We start from the raw sequence: 18400 nt of genomic DNA, 5'->3' as shown, positions 1-18400 counted from the left end.
GCGGCAGTTCCTGAACGCTCAGACGATCGGCCCGATCGGGATGTCGGAGGAGAAGGACGCCGACGAGCTGGCTGCGGAGAAGGACATGGGTCTGCCGCCGTTGCCGCCGATCCCGATGCAGCTCGAGCCGTCCAACGGCATTCCTCGTAAGTACCAGCGTCCGCCGGGTGCGTGGTGCCGTGAGAACGGTGTCACCCCGCCGCCCGGATCGTTCCGGCCGGATGCGGTGCGCGCCACATCTGGCGTTGGTGCCTGAGAACTGGAACCGCCGTGACCGAGGGCCAGACCCGCCGGCCTGGGGCTTCTCGTTGGCCGCGGGATCGTCGGCCTCGTTGTGATGAGCAGCGATCAGCATGGCGTCATCGGAAACTTCCGTTACGGAACCTCGCCGAGAACTCCATTGCCCGTCGCCCGTCGTCTGGGTGCATCGCCCATGCGAAGTGACGCTACGTCCTTGCCGCGCCAGGCCGGGCTTTTCGGTCGACCCATCCCCAGGCGTTCCGCGACCCACGGCTCTATCATCGACGCGCCCGCATAGAGAGGTTCGAGAGTCTCGCCAGGAGCGCTCCTGAACCGAGCGTCGCGACCCCGATGCCAGCCTCTCGGGCGCCGCGGTGAGCGTCCCAGTGCCGTCGCCGGTGGCGAAGAGGCGGCGTGCCGCCTCCACTATCCGTGCGACGTTCGACACGGCGCTCGAACGCATGGACGCCAGCTTCGGGGTGGGTGCACGCAACCCTTCTTCGCAGCCAAGGACGCCCTATCCGAGATCACATTCTGACTTGTGTTCGACTAGGTTGCCCGTTGGGTCATTTTGCCGTTTGGGCAACAATCTGCCACGCTTGGTGCGTGTCACGACCCGGACTGCGTGAGATGAAGCGTGAGGCGACAGCACAGGCGCTCGCCGAGGCCGCCTTTGACCTGGCAAAGGCGCGTGGTCTGGACGGCTTCGTGATCGACGACGTGGTGGAGCGGGCGGGGTACTCACGCCGCACGTTCGCCAACCACTACTCCTGCAAGGAGGCAGCGGTCGCCTCGGTGGCGTACTCGGGCATCGATGCGGCGGTGAGCGCCCTTGAGGACGTTTCGAGTGACGTCCCGTTGCTCGACGCGATCCACGCCGTACTGCGGCTGCAGCTGACCACGGAAACCCTTTCACGGATGCGGGAGGTCATCCGGCTCTCCCGAGAGTTCCCGTCACTCGAACCGTACGTCCACCACGTCCAGCACCGGATGCGGCTAGAGGCTGAGCAGCGGCTGCGCTTGGTGGCGGCCGATCGGTACCCGCCGACCTACGTCTCGCTGCTCTTCGGGGCGCTCTACGGCATGGTCTCGTCGGCGCTCGAGGGGTTGGTCGACGTCCGCCTGCCAGGGGACACGTCATCGGGCCCCGGGTCGCTGGAGTTCGACCAGTTCCTCGACGTCGCCTTCAAGCATCTTCGTTCCGGCTTCTGACCCGCGCAGCCTTTACCGTCTGAGGAGAACCGCATGTCCACGTTCCTGTACCGCCTCGGCCGAGGGGCCTACGGCAGGCCCTGGCCGTTCATCCTCGGGTGGGTGCTGGTGCTCGCCGCGGTGGTGAGCGCCCTGGTGGTCAACGGGGTCAAGGTCACCTCGGAGATGAAGATCGACAACACCGAGGCCCAGCAGGTCCTGGACCGGGTCATCGACGAGTTGCCGGAGGCCTCGGGCGGTCAGGCCAGCGTGGTCTTCACTGTGCCCGACGGCCAGCGGTTGGACACACCGGAGCGGATGGCCGCCATCGCCGAAACGGTGCAGGAGGTCTACGCCCTGGAGCAGGTCGTCAACCCCGCCGACCTGGTCAATGCGCTGGGGCAGCCGGGTGCTCCTGGCCCGGACCAGCCCGCCGCCGAGCCAGCCGCCCCAGGTGCGGATGCCCAGCAGAGGCCTACCCGGCCGGGTGCGGAGCAGCCGCAGTACCAGCCGCTGGTCGTCGACGGCACCCCGGTCCCGGGTGTGCTGGTCTCCACGCAGGCTCCGGTGGCGCTGTTCCAGTTCCAGTTCACCGTCCCCTCGACGTCGCTGACCGACGAGGAGGTCTCCGCCGTTCTCGAGGTGGTCAAGGACGCCGAGGAGGATGGCACTGGTCTGCGGGTGCTGCCCAGTGAGTCGCTGAAGGCTATCGAGATCCCGGTCGGCCCGGCGGAGGTCGTCGGCCTCGCGGTCGCTGCGGTGGTGCTGGTGCTGACACTCGGGTCGCTGGTTGCCGCGGGACTACCGTTGGTCACGGCACTCGTAGGCGTTGGCATCGGCGTCGGTACGGCCTTCGTGCTGTCGACGTCGGTGGAGATGAACAGTGCCACCCCGGTGCTGGCGTTGATGATCGGCCTGGCCGTGGGCATCGACTACGCACTGTTCGTGGTCAACCGGCAACGGCGGCTGATCATCGACCGCGGCTTGGCGGCCCGTGAGGCCGCCGGCCGAGCGGTCGGGACCGCCGGCAGCGCGGTGTTCTTCGCCGGCCTGACCGTGATCGTGGCGCTGGTCGCGCTCACCGTCATCGGGATCTCGCTGCTCACCACGATGGCACTGGTGGCGGCGAGCACGGTGCTGCTCGCCGTCCTCATCGCACTGACCCTGCTGCCGGCCCTGCTGGGACTCATCGGCGAGCGGATCGTCTCGGCCAAGGCCCGCCAGAAGGGGCTCACCAAGCGCGAGGAAGAGACCCACAGCGTCGCCGACCACTGGGTCAAGGCCGTGGTGCGGTTCCGCTGGCCGGTGATCGTTGGCATCGTCGCCGTCCTCGGCCTGGGTGCGATCCCCGCGGCGAGCATGGACCTGGGCCTGCCGACCGGTGCGACCGCCAACACCGACACCGCCGCCCGGCAGAGCTACGAGGCCGTCACCCGAGGCTTCGGCGAGGGCTTCAACGGCCCGCTGCTGGTGACCGTCGAATCCGCCGAGGGCACTGCCGTCGACCCACAGACCCTCGGCGCGGTCACCCAGCAGCTGCAGCAACGCGACGACATCGTGGCCGCGATGCCGGTCGGCACCAGCAAGGACGGCGCGATGGCCGTGCTCAGCGTCATCCCCACCTCCGGCCCCGACGACGACGCCACCGCCGACCTAGTTCAGGCGCTGCGGGCTCCGACCTCGTCCATGGCGCAGGAGTACGACGTCGTGGTCGGTGTCACGGGCTTCACCGCGATCGGCATCGACATGTCCGACCGGCTCGCCGAGGTCGTGCCGGTCTACCTGGCCGTCATCGTCGGCCTGTCGCTGCTGATCCTGCTGGTGGTCTTCCGGTCCATCGTCGTGCCCATCCAGGCGACCGTCGGGTTCCTGCTCAGCATCCTGGCCACCTTCGGGGTGACCACCGCGGTGTTCTCCTGGGGCTGGCTCGGCTGGCTAGTGGGCATCGACACCGGTGGACCGTTGATGAGCTTCATCCCGGTCATCGTCACCGGCATCCTGTACGGACTGGCGATGGACTACCAGGTGTTCCTGGTCTCCTCGATGCGGGAGTCCTACGTTCACGGCTACCACGGCAAGGCGAGCGTGGTGCACGGCTTCGACCAGGCCAGCCGGGTGGTCGTCGCGGCCGCGGTGATCATGGTGTCGGTCTTCGCCGGCTTCATCTTCACCCACGACGTGATGATCAAGCAGATCGGCTTCGCGCTCGCGACCGGCATCCTCATCGACGCGTTCCTGGTGCGGATCACGCTGACCCCGGCGCTGATGGCGCTGTTCGGCGACAAGGCCTGGTGGATGCCTCGCTGGCTGGACCGGATCCTGCCCGACCTCGACGTCGAGGGCGACCGTCTCCTCCAGATGCTCGCCCGGCGTCAGGACAGCGAGGAGCCGCCGCGTCCGGACGCGGTTGGGACGCGGTAGGCGGTTACCCGCGGCCCCGGCGCGACGCCTTCTGGCCGACGCCTGGCTGGGGTGAGGATGCGGTTCCTTCGGCGACCTGCGGAGGCACCGGCCTCGATCGCCTCGACCTTCAGATAGCGCGGCAGCGCGGCGTGCAGGCTGAAGTCCGGCGCCGGATGCAGGGCGTGCGAACTTGCGGCCGACCATGAACATCGGCGATCGCGGGCCCGGCTCGCGGAGGGCCAGCGCCCGTGACCCCGTACGGAGATCGCGCTGGGGCGTTCCGCGACGCCAGGGAGGGTAAACAGCCTGGCCGCCAGCCGCTCCTGGATGCTCAGGTCGGAGGGCTGCTGGTCGAGCCGGGTGTGCGGATTGGACGTGGTGGTGCGCGGGTCTGGCCCCGACCGCGTCTGCAGCGGCGTGCTGAGGTTCATTCGAACAGGCCGTCCAACAGCGGGTCGGTGAGGGTCAGCCCGAGGTCTGGAGTGGTGGCGAAGAAGGCGAACAGCATCAGCGCCGCACCGGCCAAGGCGAGGTCCTTGAGGAACTGCGTCTGTTCCATCTGCCTGTTCTGCGGATCGGCGACGTTCCAGAACCCATGCATCAGGACTGCGGTCGGAATCAGAAAGGCCACCAGCAGAAGTGCGCCGAGGTCTGCCCAGACACCCAATAGCACCATCAGCGCACCGACCACGATCAGCACGCCGGTGCCGAGGACCGACGCGCGGGCCCAGGGCACGCCCTTGCTCTGGGCGTATCCGGCCATCATCTGGGACTTGGTGAGGTGACCCACCCCGCTACCCACGAACAGAACGGCGAACAGCAGCCGCCCCACCAGCACCAGCCACTCCATCACGACACCCTCCATGATTACTGAGCGCAGTTACAATAGATAACCTACGCCGGTCCCGGTGCCGGTGCAATCCTGTGATGGTGGTGGGGGAAGAGTTGGATACCGCGCACTGCCCGCGGTTCCAGGAGTCGATCGAGTTCCTGGGGCGTCGCTGGACGGCCTCGATCCTGCGGCCGATGTTCGACGGTCCGGTCCGCTTCACCGACCTGCTCGATGCGGTTCCGCACCTGTCCTCGCGTCTGCTCAGCCAGCGGCTCGAGGAGTTGTGCCGCGCAGGGGTGGTCACCCACCGGCGGGAAGAGGGCTGTCCGCGCTATGAATTGACCGACATGGGGCGCGACCTCGAGCATGTCTTCCTTGCCATCGACCGCTGGAACTGCCGTTGGACCGACACCGAACCCGGGGAGTCGCCAGCCTGACACAATCGTCTCGGTCGGGCGGCGATCGGCCGAGGCCGGGTACACGCTATCCGCGTGACGGGCGTCGGCGGTGCCTTCGAGGTGCCCGGGACGGCTTGGCGCCGTCGAGGCCCTCCGTCCGTGCCGGTGTCTGGTGCTGCAGGAAGGCCTCGACCTGGCGCAAGCCGCGGGTGACTTCTCGGTCAATCCGACGTTCCTCGTTTTGCCGGAGCCAGTCACGATTCCATTCCTGCCAGGCGCGGTAACCGTCGCACCCGAGGCACCAGCAGCTTCCGAAAGCGACGAGACTGCCGTAAAGGTACCGCATCGCGTACCAGGCCGCGTCGGCGAGAAGGTCCGCCAGTGCCTGCCAGGCGTGTCCCGAATACATGGGCTACCTCCGTCGGACGCGGTCAGCCCGCTAGGTGACGTCCGACACGCCCAGACTATATGCCGTCATGCACGTATGTAACCCATTGGTATGCACATGCTGAGGCAGCCCAGGGCGCGGTGAGCTGGGGCTGGGACGATGCCGGGCCGAGGGCGTGGACGAGCAGGGAGGGCGAAGTGCGAGAGCGCACACCGCCGTGAGAAACGCCCCCAATAGGGACAAGAGCAGAGCGTCGGTGTCACACCGAACCGCCCAGGGATGTCTGGAGACTTGTCCGGAAGCACCGGGCGGTTCAGGTGGCAGTTCGGGTGAGCCCGGGGATGTGCGGCAGAAGCAGTGCGACTCCGATTGGTCACGACGAGCAGGGGCGAGCGCGAGCAGGGCCACCAATGCGCGCACTGCCCATGGCAGGGGAGTGTTCGCAGGCGTGTCGAGGAATCGTCCTTCGGGTCAGGGGCGATGGGTTGGTGGACCGATGGCGCCTTATCCGTGCTTCTGGCAGGGCTGGCGTCAGCGGGGGCGAAGGCCGTCGAGGAGCGTTGTGATCACGGCGCCCCCGATACGCTCCTCGTCCAGGGGCTGGTCGGTGACGAGGTAGGACAGTGCGCTGATGGTGACCGCGCCGAACAGGGCCATGGCGACCGACCCAGGGTCCGGGACCTGCCGCAGCGAACCGTCAGCCACCCCCTCGGCGAGCAGGTCCTGTACCGGCTGGTAGTAGGCCGCGTGGATCATGGCAGCGATCTCCGGGATGCGGCCGGCCCGACCCAGTTCGCCTACCAGGGCGCGGCAGACGGCCGGTTGCTCGGCCATCACCCGCAGCTGGGCCCTGATCACCTCTGCGAGTCGGACTGCTCCTGGCCGGTCGGACTGCACCGCGATGTCCACCTCGTCCGCGACACGGTCCAAGACGTCTCGGAACAGGAAGGCGAGGATCTCCTCCTTGCCCGTGAAGTAGTAGTACAGCGTCGCCTTGGGGATTCCCGTCGCGGCAGCGATGTCCTCGATCTTCGTCTGGTCGACGCCGTTCTCGGCGAACAGTTCGGCGGCGGCGCCCAACTTGGCGGCGGTCTGAGTGGGGACGGTACGCATTGCATCTCCTGCCCAACGGGTACAGACTCAGAGTCTAGACACTTAGCCCAGCCGCGTCAGCGTTAGGGAGAGCCATGACCCACCCAACCGTCCCGGAAAGCAGCCTTTACGACCCGTTCGACACCGTGGTCCAAGACAACCCCTACCCCGCCTACGCGAGATTGCGCGCCGAACATCCGGTGTACTGGACGGCGGCTAGCAACACCTGGGTGCTCAGCCGCCACGCCGATGTCGAGGCGGCACTGCTGGACCCGGGCACCTACTCCTCCGCCTCGGGGATCTTTCCCACACCGGCCGGCATGGAGATGACCGAGCTGTTCTTGCCGATGATGATCATGACCGATCCGCCCCGGCATTCGCAGTTGCGCGCGCTGGTCAGCAAAGGTTTCACAGCGCGACGGATCGCCAGCATGGAACCCGTGGTTACGGCGATCGCCACCGAGCTGGTGCAGGGATTCGTCCAGGCAGGTGCCTGCGATCTGGTCGCGGAGTTGGCCGGCCCGCTGCCGGCGATGGTGATCGCCGACCTGCTCGGCGTACCCAGGGAGGACCGGGCGCAGTTCCGGCAGTGGTCAAGCCTGCTCGTGCAGGCAGACCCGGTGCGCGATCAAGCCAGCGCCGGTCTTGCCGCCGCGGCCTCCTTGTACGATTACTTCAAAGGCTTCATCGCCCAACGACACAAAGAACCGCGCAACGATCTCATCTCCGCGCTGGTGGAAGCCAAGGTGGATGGGCAGCGGCTGACTGAGGAGGAGCTCCTCGGGTTCTGCTTGCTGTTGCTGGTCGCCGGGCACGAGACGACGACCAACCTGCTCGCCAACAGCGCGGTCATCCTGGCTCAGCACCCCGCTGCCCGCGAGCGCCTCGCGCGACACCCCGAACTTCTTCCGGGGGCCGTCGAAGAACTCCTTCGCTTCGACTCCCCGGTTCAGGGCCTCTCCCGAGCCCTCACCCGCGACGTGACCATCCATGGCACCACGATGCCCGCTGGGGACACCGTCCTGCTGCTGTTTGGATCGGCGAACCGGGACGAGCGCATCTTCTGGGCCGCGGATCGGTTCGACATCGACCGGGAGCCAGAGCACCACCTCGCCTTCGGGCGAGGTATCCATTTCTGCCTCGGCGCAGCCCTGGCTCGCCTCGAGACGCGGGTCGCCCTCGAGGTCCTCCTCCGAACCTGCCCGGAGTGGGAGGTCGACGAAGGCCGGTCCCGGCGGCTGAGGTCCGGTCCGATCCGTGGCTACCTCGCACTCCCGATGCACTGGTCCCCACGATGCTGACCATGGTCCCGTCGGCTATCGCCACTTGTCTGGACTCAACCATCGAGGGGCGGGCACGGCACATTCTCGTGACGGCCATTTCGATGGTCGTCGACGGGCGATGACGGATTCGAAACTCAGCGCTTGAACTAGGGGTATGCCACTCTGAAACAGTCGGCACGCATGCTTTGGTGGTCAGTGAGTCCTCAATATCGGCCGGTGGACAAAGGGCGGGCACCCCCTGTGGGCGGCGCCCGGACCGGACTGGTCTCGAATCGGGTGCCGCCGGTGGCCAACTCATCGTCCAGCGAGTTTGTTGACCGAGTCGCGAAGCGCGTCTTCGCCTGCGCGGACATAGTGATTCAGGACGGTGGTGAGTTTGTCGCCGAGGTATTGAGCGACGATCTCCCAGGATTCGCCGAGTTCCTCGTGGAACCATTTGGTAGCCGCGTGGTGACGGAGGTTGCGGTAGACGATGGTGCGGGGCCAGGCGTTATCGGGGTCGTTCTGGTCGACCCAGATGCGGACGCGGTGCCAGCGGTTGTTGTGGAGTTCGGGCTTCACCGGAAGGCCTGTGGTCGTGTCGACGAAGAGCCATTGCTCCTCTTCAGGGGGGATCGGGTAGTTCCACCAGGCGAGGCTTTTGTCGGGTTCGCGGGCTGCGAGGTCGGCTCGGCGCTGGCGTTCGGTTTCTTGAGCGTTGATGACTTGCTGGAGGGTCGCGGTTGCGGGCAGCCCGAGGAGTTCCTTGACGCGGGGAAGGAGTTCGTCGCGCAATAGCGTTCCTGGGAGAGGAACTTCGTGCAGGACGTGGTTCTTGACCGGACCGCGGAACCCGGGCTGGTGCCGGGGTGTGGTCCAGGACCCGTTGATGTGGACGTAGCCGCCGTCGAAGAAGACGTCGATCGCTCGCAGGGCGTTCTGTTCGCCGAGGCGCAGGCCGCCGAAGCCGGCGACGCGGATCTTCGTGCCGAGGAGAGGGAGCCTGGTCATCAATGGGTCGGTCCCGTCGGGGCCGCAGAGCTTGTCGGCGGCGTCGGCCATCGCGCGCACCTGGCGGGTCTCGGGGCGAAGGCGCGGGTCGACGTAGTGGGTGGTGGCTCCGTGGAGGACGGTCGTGCGTCCGATCTCGAGCCCGTCGAGCGGGTCCACCGAGCGGTCGAGCCACCCCAGGCGCCAGGCGAGTTTGCGCATGGCGGCGAGCTGTCCGCGCAGGTCTTCTCGGCCGCGCGTGGAGAAGATGGTCTGAGAGCCCTTCTCCATCACCTTCCGGCTGTGCTCCACTCGCCACTTCGCGACCGTCACGTCGCCGATCGTGGGGAGGATGTGCGCGTTCAGCCGCGACTCGCGGCCCTGGATCGTGCGCGGGTGCTTGTCTCGCTCGTGGCTGTCCTTGATGTATTCCTCGCCGAGCATTCGGATCGTGCGCGCGGCGCGTACGTCGGCTCGAGGTGGTGCCTCCGTTGCCGTGTCGAGCGCGGCCTCGGCTCGGGCGAAGATGTCGCGGGCCTCGGTCTCGGTGCTGGCCCGTCGGAGCACCCGCTCCCAGGGTTGGCCGTCGCCGGTCGGTGACCGGAACATCACCTGGTAGCTCGTGCTGCCTTCGCCGGGGGCGTAGAGGCGTACTCGCCAGGCTCTCTTGGTCCCGCCGAGCATGCGTGGCTTGCCCTGGGCGAGCAGAGTCGGCTTCTTGCGAGGTGGCATCCGCATGCCTCCTAGGGTGGGGGTGGGTCCAGTGCGGGCCTACCAAGATCTGCTTCGTGTATCACTCTCGTGTATCACGGACCCGACTATGATACACGTGCCACTCGTTAGGAGTGATGGTAATGGTCAACCGTCTGGCCGGTGCGACGAGCCCGTATCTCCTCCAACATGCAGGTAATCCCGTGGATTGGCGGGAGTGGGGGACCGATGCGTTCGCCGAGGCGAAGCGTCGTGATACACCAATTCTGCTGTCGGTCGGCTACGCCGCCTGCCACTGGTGCCACGTGATGGCGCACGAGTCGTTCGAGGACGAGACGACCGCGGCGTACATGAACGAGCACTTCGTCAACATCAAGGTCGACCGGGAGGAGCGGCCGGATGTGGACGCGGTCTACATGGCGGCGACGACGGCGATGACCGGGTCGGGCGGGTGGCCGATGACGGTGGTGCTCGACCACGACGGCAACCCGTTCTTCGCGGGCACCTACTTCCCGGACATGCCGCGGCACGGGCAGCCGGCGTTCACGCAGGTGCTGCAGGCGCTCTCGGAGGCGTGGACGCAGCGGCGCTCGGAGATCGGGGCGGTCGCGGACAACGTACGTCAGCACCTGGCCACCATCTCCGGGGCGGCCGGGGCCGCGGGCGACTGGCAGGTCGACGTCGACGCCGCGGTCGAGACGCTGGCGGGGGAGTTCGACCCGATGGCCGGTGGGTTCGGGGGCGCTCCGAAGTTCCCGCCGTCGATGGTGCTGGAGTTCCTGCGGCGGGCGGGCGGGTCCCCGGGGGCGGACTCGCGGGTCTCGCACATGCTCTCGCGGACCGTCGCCGCGATGGCCGGCGGCGGGATCTACGACCAGATCGGGGGCGGGTTCGCCCGCTATGCCGTCGACCGCGGCTGGGTCGTGCCCCACTTCGAGAAGATGCTCTACGACAACGCCCAGCTGATCGGGCTCTACGCCCGGCTCGGCACCGAGCTCGGCGACCGGGTCGCGCGGGAGAGCGCCGACTGGATGATCCGCGAGCTCGGCACCGCCGAGGGTGGGTTCGCCTCAGCGCTGGATGCCGACAGCGAGGGGGTCGAGGGGAAGTTCTACGTCTGGACGCCGGCCGAGCTCGTCGAGATCCTCGGCGCCGACGACGGCGCCTGGGCCGCGGCGGTCTTCGAGGTGACCCAGGCGGGCACTTTCGAGGAGGGCGCCTCGACCCTGCAGCTGCGCCACCGGCCCGACGACGTCGAGCGGCTCGAGTCGGTCAAGGCACGGCTCCTGGCCGCGCGCGGGGAGCGGGTGCGTCCCGCGCGCGACGACAAGGTCGTCGCCGCCTGGAACGGGCTGGCGATCAGTGGGCTGGTCGATGCCGGGCTGCTGCTGGGGGAGCCGAAGTACGTCGACGCCGCCCTCGCCGCGGCGGAGCTCCTGTGGCGGGTGCACGTGCAGGGCGTACGTCTCCTCCGTGTCAGCCGCGACGGCACCGCAGGCGCGCACGCGGGGGTCCTGGAGGACTACGGCTGCGTCGCATCGGGATTCCTGAGCCTGACCCAGGCGACCGGCGACGCCACCTGGCTCGACCGGGCGACGAGCCTGCTCGACACCGCGCTGACCCACTTCCGCGCCGAGGACGGCGGCTTCTACGACACCGCCGACGACGCGGAGGCGCTGGTCACCCGGCCCCGGGACTCCTCTGACAACGCCAGCCCCAGCGGCACCAGCGCCATGGTCCACGCGCTCGTCACCGCGCACGCGCTCACCGGCGAGGGCCGCTACCGCACGGCCGCCGAGGAGGCGCTCGCCGCCACGAGCACCCTGATGACGAAGGCACCGCGGTTCGCAGGCTGGTCCCTGGCGGCCGCCGTCACGATGGCGGACGGCCCGCTCGAGATCGCGGTCGTCGGACCGTCCGGGCCGGACCGCGACGCTCTCGAGGGCGCCGCCCGGCGCAAACCGGGCGCGGTGGTGGTCGTCGCCGACGAGGCCCGCGACGACATCCCGCTGCTCAGCAGCCGGACTCCGGTGGACGGGAAGGCGGCGGCGTACGTCTGTCGGGGGTTCGTCTGCGAGCGGCCCGTGACGTCGGCAGAAGACCTGGCGACAACCCCTACCTGATCCCGGGGAACTATGTGGTGATCCCCTATGTCGGCCGGCGCGTAGAAGTGTAACTTCGGTCACATGACGGTCGATGTGGTCGCGTTCCTGGAGCTGCTGGCCGGGGATGCCGCAGAGGCCGACTTCGAGGGGCCGTCGCGGGCCGCACGAGCGGCGGGTGCGACCGCCGAGGAGCGCGAGCGAATCGACTACGCCAGGAGCCTCGCGCTGCAGGTCAGGGACACCCTCGAGGCACGCCGTCGGCGCGAGGGAGAGCTGGCGGCGCTGTTCGAGTCGGCCAACGACCTGGCGATGCTGACCAACCTGGAAGCCGTGCTGCAGGCGATCGTCACCCGGGCGAAGCAGCTGCTGAACAGCGACGTCGCCTACCTGACGCTCAACGACGAGCGCCGTGGTGAGTACATGCGGGTGACCGAGGGGATCCTGACCGCGGCCTTCCGCACGACCCGGATCCCCTACGGCATCGGGCTCGGCGGCCTCGTCGCCCAGACCATGAAGCCCTACTCGACCGCTGACTACATCCCCGACGAGCGGTTCCGGCATGCCCCCGACATCGACGGCGCGGTCAGCGGCGAGGGCATCCGCGCGATCATCGGGGTGCCGCTCCTGCTCGGCACCCAGGTCATCGGCGTCCTGTTCGCCGCGAACCGCACCGTACGTCCCTTCGGCACCGAGGCCAGCGCCCTGCTCGTCTCGCTCGCGGCCCACGCCGCGATCGCCGTCGACAAGGCCCGGCTGCTGGAGGAGACCCGCGCCGCGGTCGCCGAGCTCGAGGTCACCACCCGTCAGCTGCAGGCGCGCAACGAGGTGGTCGAGCGCGCCGCCGACGCCCACGACCGGCTCACCCGGATCGTCGTCGAGGGTGGCGGCGTCGACGATGTCGTACGCAGCGTCGCCGAGGTCCTCGGTGCCCGGGTCGTCGTGCTCGACCTCGACGGCGAGACCATCGCGAGCAGCGCCCCGGACCAGCCCGTCTCCGACTACGAGGCGGCCGTGACCCGGCGCAGCCTCGACCTCAGCCGCACCGCCGGCAGCGGCGACGTCTACGCCACCCCGGTGCTCGCCGGCGCCGAGCAGCTCGGCTCGATGCTGCTGGGTCCGCGCGAGGTCGACCGCGACGACGGCGACCTGGACGACGGCGACCAGCGGATCCTGGAGCGTGCCGCGCTGGTGACGGCGCTGCTGCTGCTCTTCCGCCGCAGCGTCGCCGAGGCCGAGGGGCGGGTGCGTGGCGAGCTCCTCGACGAGCTCCTCTCCGGCACCACCCCGGACCCGGAGACGCTGCGCGAGCGCGGCCGGCTGCTGCAGGCCGACCTGTCCAGGCCCTATGCCGTGGTCGTCGCGAACGTCCCCGGCGACCGGGCCCGGGTCGGCCAGGCGGCGACGTTCGTCGCGGCCACCCACGACGGCTTCGCGGCGGTGCGGCAGGGGCAGGTCGTGCTGATCTTCCCCGACTGCGACGCCCGGGCCGCCGGTGAGCTGGTCGTCGAGGGCCTGCGGCTGTCGGCGGGAGCGCCGGTGACGGTCGGCGCGGCCGGCCCGGTGCCGGGTCCGCTGAGCAGTCCGGGTGCCGTGGTGAAGGGCTACGACGAGGCCCGTCGCTGTCTCGCGGCGGCGATGACCCTGGGCCGGGAGGGTGAGGTGGTCACCGCCGACGACCTCGGCTTCGTGGGGCTGCTGCTCGGTTCCGACGGCCACCCGGCGGCGTACGTCACCTCGCGGCTGGGCCCGGTGATCGACTACGACGCCGCGAAGGGGTCGAAGCTGGTGGAGACGCTGCGGGCCTACTTCGCCGCCGACCGCAACCTCACCCGCACCGCCGCCGCGCTGCACGTCCACGTCAACACCGTCACCCAGCGCCTCGAGCGGGTCACCCGTCTGCTGGGCAAGGGCTGGCAGGAGCCGGAGCGCCAGCTCGAGGTGCAGCTGGCGCTCCGGCTCCATCAGCTCGTCGCCTAGGAGCTTCTAGGACCTCTAGGAACGGCGGCGACTCAGCCAGAGGTGGCGGGCGGTGCCCCAGATCCCGCGACGGAACAGCAGCACCACGGTCACGAACACGGCCCCGGTGACGATCCCGATCCCGTCGAACCCGGACGAGGCCAGGTAGTCGGCGAGCATCACGATCAGCGCGGCGCCGATGACCCCGCCCCACAGGGTGCCGATCCCGCCGAGCACGGTCATCAGGACGACCTCGCCGGAGGTGGCCCAGTGCAGCTCGGGGAGCGCGACGAACCCGTGCGAGACGGCGAAGACGCCGCCGGCGAGGCCGGAGAGCCCGGCCGAGAGCACGAAGACGATCAGCTTGTAGCGCTCCACGTCGTAGCCCAGCGCCCGGGCCCGCGGCGCGTTGTCGCGGATCGCGACCAGCACCCGCCCGAAGGGGGAGTGGACGATCCGCCAGGCGGCCCACATCCCGAGCAGGATGATCGGCAGCGCGGCGTAGTAGAAGAAGAACGAGTCGGTCTCGACCGCCTCGATCCCGAAGAACGACCGCGGCACCCCCTGGAGCCCGTTCTCCCCGCCGGTCAGCGAGGAGGCCTGGTTGGCGATGAAGAAGAGCATCTGCGCGAAGGCGAGGGTGACCATCGCGAAGTAGATCCCGGACCGCTTCACCGACAGGTAGCCGATCGGCACCGCGAGCACCATCGCGAAGAGCGCCCCGCCGAGCACCGCGACCGGGAACGGGACACCGAGGTGGATGGCGATCAACCCCGTCACGTACGCCGAGCCACCCCAGAACGCCGCATGACCGAACGAGAGCAGCCCGCAGTAGCCCAGCAACAGGTCGAGGGCCACCGCGAAGAGCGCCCACGCGGCGATGTCCATCGCCACCGGCGGGTAGACGAACCACGGCAGGCCGAGCGCCACCACCAGGCCGACCGCCAGCAGGACCAGCCGCTGCCAGGGTCGTGCCCCGGCGATCGTCGCGTGCTGCTCGCTGACGCTCGCGCCCGCTGTCGCGATGGAGGTCATGCGGTCGCCTCCTCTCGGCCGAAGAGCCCGGCCGGTCGCGCCAGCACGACCACGGCCATGAGCACGAAGATCAGCACCTGCGCGAACGTCGGTGCGTACGCCTGCCCGAACGCCTCCACGAGCCCGACCAGGAACCCGCCGACGACGGCGCCGACGATCGAGCCGAGCCCGCCGATCACCACCACCGCGAACAGGATGATGATGAAGTCGCTGCCCATCTCGGCGGTGATCGCCCGGAACGGCGCGGCCAGGACCCCGGCCAGCCCGGCGAGCGCGACCCCGAATCCGAAGACCGGGGTCACCCAGCGTCCGACGTTGATCCCGAGCGCGCCGGCGAGCTCCGGACGTTCGGTCGCGGCGCGGACGATCATCCCCACCCGCGTACGCGTCATCAGCAGCCACACGCCGAGGCAGACGAGCAGCGCCACACCGATCACGAAGAGCTGGTAGACCGGCAGCCCGACGCCACCCACCTCCACCCGACCGGAGAGCGCCGAGGGGCGTTCATAGGGCAGACCCGAGACCCCGTAGCGGCGCTTGACCAGGTCGACCAGCAGCAGCGTCAGCCCGAAGGTGAGCAGCAGGTTGTAGAGCGGGTCGAGCGGCAGCAGCCACTGCACCAGCAGCCGCTCGACCAGCATCCCGAAGACCAGCATGAGCAGCGGCACCACGATCAGCGCGCCCCACAGGCTCAGCCCGAGCGTGTCCAGGAGCACCGCGGCGGCCACCGCGCCCAGCATGTAGAAGGCGCCGTGGGCGAAGTTGACCACGCCGAGGACACCGAAGATCACCGCCAGGCCGAGCGCGGCCAGCGCGTAGAAGCTGCCGGCCGCGAGCCCTTGGACGGTGTATTGCAGGACCGCGCTCACAGCGACCTCACATCGAGCAGCCGGACTCGGAGGCCGGCCGGAAGGCCTCCTCCGCCGGGATGGTCTTGATGATCTCCTCGTAGTCCCAGTCCTCCTTGACGTCGGCCGGCCCCTTGACCCGGGCCAGGTAGACGTCGTGGATCACCTGGTGGTCCTCGGCGCGGATCTCACCGTTGCGCAGGAACATGTCGTCGATCTTCTTGCCCTCGAGCTCCTCGACGACCTTGTCGGCGTCGTCGGTGCCGGCCGCCTGGACGGCCTCGAGATACTGCAGAGCCGCCGAGTAGTTGCCGGCATGCGCGTACGTCGGCCGGTCGCCGGTCTCCTCCATGAAGCGGTCGGCCCACTCGCGGGACTTCTCGTCGAGGTTCCAGTACCAGGCGTCGGTGAAGATCGTGCCCTCGAACGCCTCGACGCCGAGCGAGTGGATGTCGGAGATGAACATCAGCCCGACGGCCAGGTCGATGCCCTGGTCCTTGAGCCCGGACTCGTTGTACTGCTTGACCAGGTTGATCAGGTCGCCGCCGGCGTGCATGGTGCCGATGACCTGCGGCTTCGCGGCTCCCGCCTTGGTGATGTACGTCGCGAAGTTGTCGTTCGGGAACGGCGTCGCGATCGTCCCCGCGACCTTGCCGCCGCCGGCCTCGATGGCACCGGTGAACGACTTCACCATGTCCTGGCCGAAGGCGTAGTCGGGGTAGATCAGCTGCCAGTTCTTGTCGCCCTCCTCGGTGACGACGGTGCCGGTGCCGTTGGCCAGCATCCAGGTGTCGTAGGCGTAGTGGAAGGTGTACTTGTTGCACTGCGCGCCGGTCAGCTCGGTCGTCCCGGCGCCGATGTTGATGTAGACCTTCTTCTTGTTCTTCGCCTGCGTCGCGACGGCCAGCGCCGCCGAGGACGTCGGCACGTCCAGGATCACGTCGGCGCCCTCGCGGTCGTAGAGCTCCTGGGCCTTGGTGTTGGCGATGTCGGGCTCGTTCTGGTGGTCGGCCGAGATCACCTCGATGTCGTCGACGACGGCGTCGTCGCCGTACTTCTCCTGGTAGTCGTCGATCGCCATCTGGATCGCGATCTTCGAGTTGGGCCCGGAGACGTCCTTGTAGACACCGGAGGCGTCGTTGAGCAGGGCGAGGACCACCTTGTCGTCGGTGAAGTCGCCTCCGCCCGCACTCGGGCCGCCGGCGCCGCAGCCTGCGGTGACCAGGACACCTGCCATCACCATCGAGGCCGTGGCAGCTGTGCGTCGCTTCTTCATCGTGTCTCTCCTCGTGGGGGTTGGGACTGCGCTGTGCTGGGGCGGTACGTCAGATCCCGAGGTGTTCGAGCAGCTCGTCCTGACGTTCGACGAACTCGTCGTTGTCGAGGCTCTCGACCAGGCGGCCCTGGGCGAGGAGGTAGTGGCGGTCGGCGACGGTCGCGGCGAAACGTACGTTCTGCTCGATCAGCAGCACGCCGATCCCGGACTGCTTCGCGGTCCGCACGATCTCCCCGATCTGGGCGACGATGACCGGGGCGAGCCCCTCGGAGGGCTCGTCGAGCAGGAGCACGCGGGCGCCGGTGCGGAGCACCCGGGCCACGGCGAGCATCTGCTGCTCACCGCCCGAGAGCGTCGTCCCGCCCGCGCGCCGGCGGATGCCGAGGGCGGGGAAGGCGTCGTAGACCTGCTCCAGCGTCCACGCCGACTCCGAGACGCGAGGCGGGAGCAGGAGGTTCTCCTCCACGCTCAGGTTGGCGAAGATGCCGCGGTCGTCCTGCACCCAGCCGAGCCCGGCGCGGGCGCGCCGGTGCGCGGGCAGCGAGGTGATGTCGCGACCGTCGAGCCAGACCGATCCGGTCAGGTGCCTGTGGAGCCCCATCAGGCAGCGGACCAGGGTGGTCTTGCCGGCGCCGTTGCGGCCGACGAGGGTCACGACCTCGCCGGCCCCGACGCTCAGGGTGGCCTCGCGCAGCGCCTGCGCCTCGCCGTACCAGGCGCTCAGGTTCTCGATCTCAAGCACAGGGACCTCCGTCAAGCACTGTGGGCCTCCCCGAGATAGGCGGTGATGACGCGCGCGTCCGCGCGGACCTCGTCGTAGGGGCCCTCGGCGAGCACCGCGCCCTGCTGCAGGACGGTGACCCGGTCGGCCAGCTGGCCGACCACGTGCATGTTGTGGTCGACGAAGACGACCGTCCGTCCGGCCGCGATGCGCCGGACGAGCTCGATGGTGCGGTCGACGTCCTCGATGCCCATCCCCGCGGTCGGCTCGTCGAGCAGCAGCAGCTTCGGCTCGACGGCGAGCACGAGGGCGAGCTCGAGCGCCCGCTTCTGGCCGTACGCCATCAGGCCGGTCGGCCGGTCGGCCAGCTCGGTCAGGCCGACCTCGGCCAGCAGCCGGTCGACCTCCTCGCGCCGCCGCCCGAGCAGCTTCTCCGAGCGCCAGAACCTCAGGCCCTGGTTGGTCAGCCCCTGGAGCGCGATCTCGACGTGCTCGCGCGGGGTGAGGTTCTCGAAGAGGCTGGTGATCTGGAAGGAGCGGGCCACCCCGTGCCGGGTGATCCGCTCCGGTGCCATCCCGGTGACGTCGTCACCGAAGACCCTGATCCGTCCGCTGCTGGGTCTCAGGAACCCGGTCAGCAGGTTGAACAGGGTCGTCTTGCCGGCTCCGTTCGGGCCGACGAGCGCGTGGACGGTGCCCTCGGCGACCTCGAGGTCGACGGAGCTGACCGCGCGGAAGCCACGGAAGTCCTTGGTGAGACCCTCGGTCCGGAGTGCGCACCTCGGGGTCGATGTGGTGCTCGTCACATGGGCGACGCTAGGGAAGTGGTGAGACGTACGCCATAGGGGTTCGCGACACAGTGAGCGCGTTGGCTGTGTGGATCAGAGCCACTCCGGCCTTCCATGGGTTGGCCCGTGGCCGACCACATCTCGGGCGCTGGAGTTGTGTGCGG

Annotated in this window: 14 protein-coding genes and 1 pseudogene; 7 read left to right on the top strand and 8 right to left on the bottom strand. The window is 69.0% G+C overall.

All coding sequences use genetic code 11. The features are described 5' to 3' along the window. From UG56_RS27535 to UG56_RS13800, 3 genes and pseudogenes are all read left to right on the top strand, one after another. Positions 1–256 (top strand): annotated as a pseudogene (locus tag UG56_RS27535) (ABC transporter ATP-binding protein); the annotation flags it as partial. A 590-nt stretch (positions 257–846) separates the two neighbouring features. Beyond that, positions 847–1452 carry a TetR/AcrR family transcriptional regulator gene (locus UG56_RS13805; RefSeq protein WP_045546829.1) on the top strand — a complete coding sequence of 202 codons (606 nt, stop codon included), beginning with the start codon at positions 847–849 and terminating at the stop codon, positions 1450–1452. Between the two features lie 33 nt (positions 1453–1485). Then, positions 1486–3852: an MMPL family transporter gene (locus UG56_RS13800; RefSeq protein WP_045546828.1), complete on the top strand. Its 2367-nt coding sequence runs from the start codon at positions 1486–1488 to the stop codon at positions 3850–3852. Between the two features lie 409 nt (positions 3853–4261). On the opposite strand, the gene UG56_RS13795 is transcribed toward UG56_RS13800, so the two are convergent. Next, positions 4262–4684 carry a DoxX family protein gene (locus UG56_RS13795; RefSeq protein ID WP_045546897.1) on the bottom strand — a complete coding sequence of 141 codons (423 nt, stop codon included), beginning with the start codon at positions 4682–4684 and terminating at the stop codon, positions 4262–4264. A 77-nt stretch (positions 4685–4761) separates the two neighbouring features. On the opposite strand from UG56_RS13795, the gene UG56_RS13790 reads away from it, so the two are divergent. Next, a complete protein-coding gene (locus tag UG56_RS13790) occupies positions 4762–5103 on the top strand; it encodes a winged helix-turn-helix transcriptional regulator (RefSeq protein WP_045546896.1) in 342 nt (113 codons plus the stop codon). An 880-nt stretch (positions 5104–5983) separates the two neighbouring features. Here the strand turns inward: UG56_RS13790 and UG56_RS13785 are convergent. Further along, on the bottom strand, positions 5984–6565 hold the full coding sequence (locus UG56_RS13785) for a TetR/AcrR family transcriptional regulator (protein ID WP_045546827.1): 582 nt from the start codon (positions 6563–6565) through the stop codon (positions 5984–5986). Positions 6566–6639: 74 nt separating this feature from the next. Here UG56_RS13785 and UG56_RS13780 point away from each other — a divergent pair, with 74 nt between their 5' ends. Beyond that, on the top strand, positions 6640–7845 hold the full coding sequence (locus UG56_RS13780) for a cytochrome P450 (RefSeq protein ID WP_045546826.1): 1206 nt from the start codon (positions 6640–6642) through the stop codon (positions 7843–7845). A gap of 276 nt (positions 7846–8121) precedes the next feature. Here UG56_RS13780 and UG56_RS13775 read toward each other — a convergent pair whose 3' ends face one another. Further along, positions 8122–9528, bottom strand: coding sequence for a hypothetical protein (locus UG56_RS13775; protein ID WP_045546895.1), 1407 nt, complete (start codon positions 9526–9528; stop codon positions 8122–8124). A 116-nt stretch (positions 9529–9644) separates the two neighbouring features. Here UG56_RS13775 and UG56_RS13770 point away from each other — a divergent pair, with 116 nt between their 5' ends. Next, positions 9645–11630: a thioredoxin domain-containing protein gene (locus UG56_RS13770; protein ID WP_371264387.1), complete on the top strand. Its 1986-nt coding sequence runs from the start codon at positions 9645–9647 to the stop codon at positions 11628–11630. Positions 11631–11693: 63 nt separating this feature from the next. Then, a complete protein-coding gene (locus tag UG56_RS13765) occupies positions 11694–13589 on the top strand; it encodes a helix-turn-helix domain-containing protein (protein WP_071327069.1) in 1896 nt (631 codons plus the stop codon). A 15-nt stretch (positions 13590–13604) separates the two neighbouring features. Here UG56_RS13765 and UG56_RS13760 read toward each other — a convergent pair whose 3' ends face one another. From UG56_RS13760 to UG56_RS13740, 5 genes are read right to left on the bottom strand one after another with little or no spacing between them, the layout of a single operon-like run. Next, on the bottom strand, positions 13605–14603 hold the full coding sequence (locus tag UG56_RS13760) for a branched-chain amino acid ABC transporter permease (protein WP_045551758.1): 999 nt from the start codon (positions 14601–14603) through the stop codon (positions 13605–13607). Further along, positions 14600–15472, bottom strand: a complete 873-nt coding sequence (locus tag UG56_RS13755; RefSeq protein WP_045551759.1) for a branched-chain amino acid ABC transporter permease — start codon at positions 15470–15472, stop codon at positions 14600–14602. Before UG56_RS13755 ends, UG56_RS13760 begins: the two co-directional genes overlap by 4 nt. A gap of 7 nt (positions 15473–15479) precedes the next feature. After that, on the bottom strand, positions 15480–16727 hold the full coding sequence (locus UG56_RS13750; protein WP_084101038.1) for an ABC transporter substrate-binding protein: 1248 nt from the start codon (positions 16725–16727) through the stop codon (positions 15480–15482). A gap of 49 nt (positions 16728–16776) precedes the next feature. Next, positions 16777–17469, bottom strand: coding sequence for an ABC transporter ATP-binding protein (locus UG56_RS13745; protein ID WP_045551760.1), 693 nt, complete (start codon positions 17467–17469; stop codon positions 16777–16779). A gap of 11 nt (positions 17470–17480) precedes the next feature. Further along, the gene (locus UG56_RS13740) at positions 17481–18254 is read right to left on the bottom strand and encodes an ABC transporter ATP-binding protein (protein WP_045551761.1); all 774 of its coding nucleotides are present in this window, start codon (positions 18252–18254) and stop codon (positions 17481–17483) included. Between the last annotated feature and the right edge of the window lie 146 nt (positions 18255–18400).

It is taken from the genome of Nocardioides luteus (genome assembly GCF_000960475.2).
Classification (GTDB): Bacteria; Actinomycetota; Actinomycetes; order Propionibacteriales; family Nocardioidaceae; genus Nocardioides; species Nocardioides luteus_A.
This window is presented reverse-complemented; position numbering and strand designations above follow the sequence as displayed.

Bases quoted from the DNA above. Each gene is read 5' to 3' on its own strand.
- UG56_RS13765 (WP_071327069.1), top strand. From the start codon at position 11,694: ATGACGGTCGATGTGGTCGCGTTCCTGGAGCTGCTGGCCGGGGATGCC.
- UG56_RS13750 (WP_084101038.1), bottom strand. From the start codon at position 16,727: ATGAAGAAGCGACGCACAGCTGCCACGGCCTCGATGGTGATGGCAGGT.
- UG56_RS13795 (WP_045546897.1), bottom strand. From the start codon at position 4,684: ATGGAGTGGCTGGTGCTGGTGGGGCGGCTGCTGTTCGCCGTTCTGTTC.
- UG56_RS13800 (WP_045546828.1), top strand. From the start codon at position 1,486: ATGTCCACGTTCCTGTACCGCCTCGGCCGAGGGGCCTACGGCAGGCCC.
- UG56_RS13760 (WP_045551758.1), bottom strand. From the start codon at position 14,603: ATGACCTCCATCGCGACAGCGGGCGCGAGCGTCAGCGAGCAGCACGCG.
- UG56_RS13780 (WP_045546826.1), top strand. From the start codon at position 6,640: ATGACCCACCCAACCGTCCCGGAAAGCAGCCTTTACGACCCGTTCGAC.
- UG56_RS13790 (WP_045546896.1), top strand. From the start codon at position 4,762: ATGGTGGTGGGGGAAGAGTTGGATACCGCGCACTGCCCGCGGTTCCAG.
- UG56_RS13770 (WP_371264387.1), top strand. From the start codon at position 9,645: ATGGTAATGGTCAACCGTCTGGCCGGTGCGACGAGCCCGTATCTCCTC.
- UG56_RS13785 (WP_045546827.1), bottom strand. From the start codon at position 6,565: ATGCGTACCGTCCCCACTCAGACCGCCGCCAAGTTGGGCGCCGCCGCC.
- UG56_RS13775 (WP_045546895.1), bottom strand. From the start codon at position 9,528: ATGCCACCTCGCAAGAAGCCGACTCTGCTCGCCCAGGGCAAGCCACGC.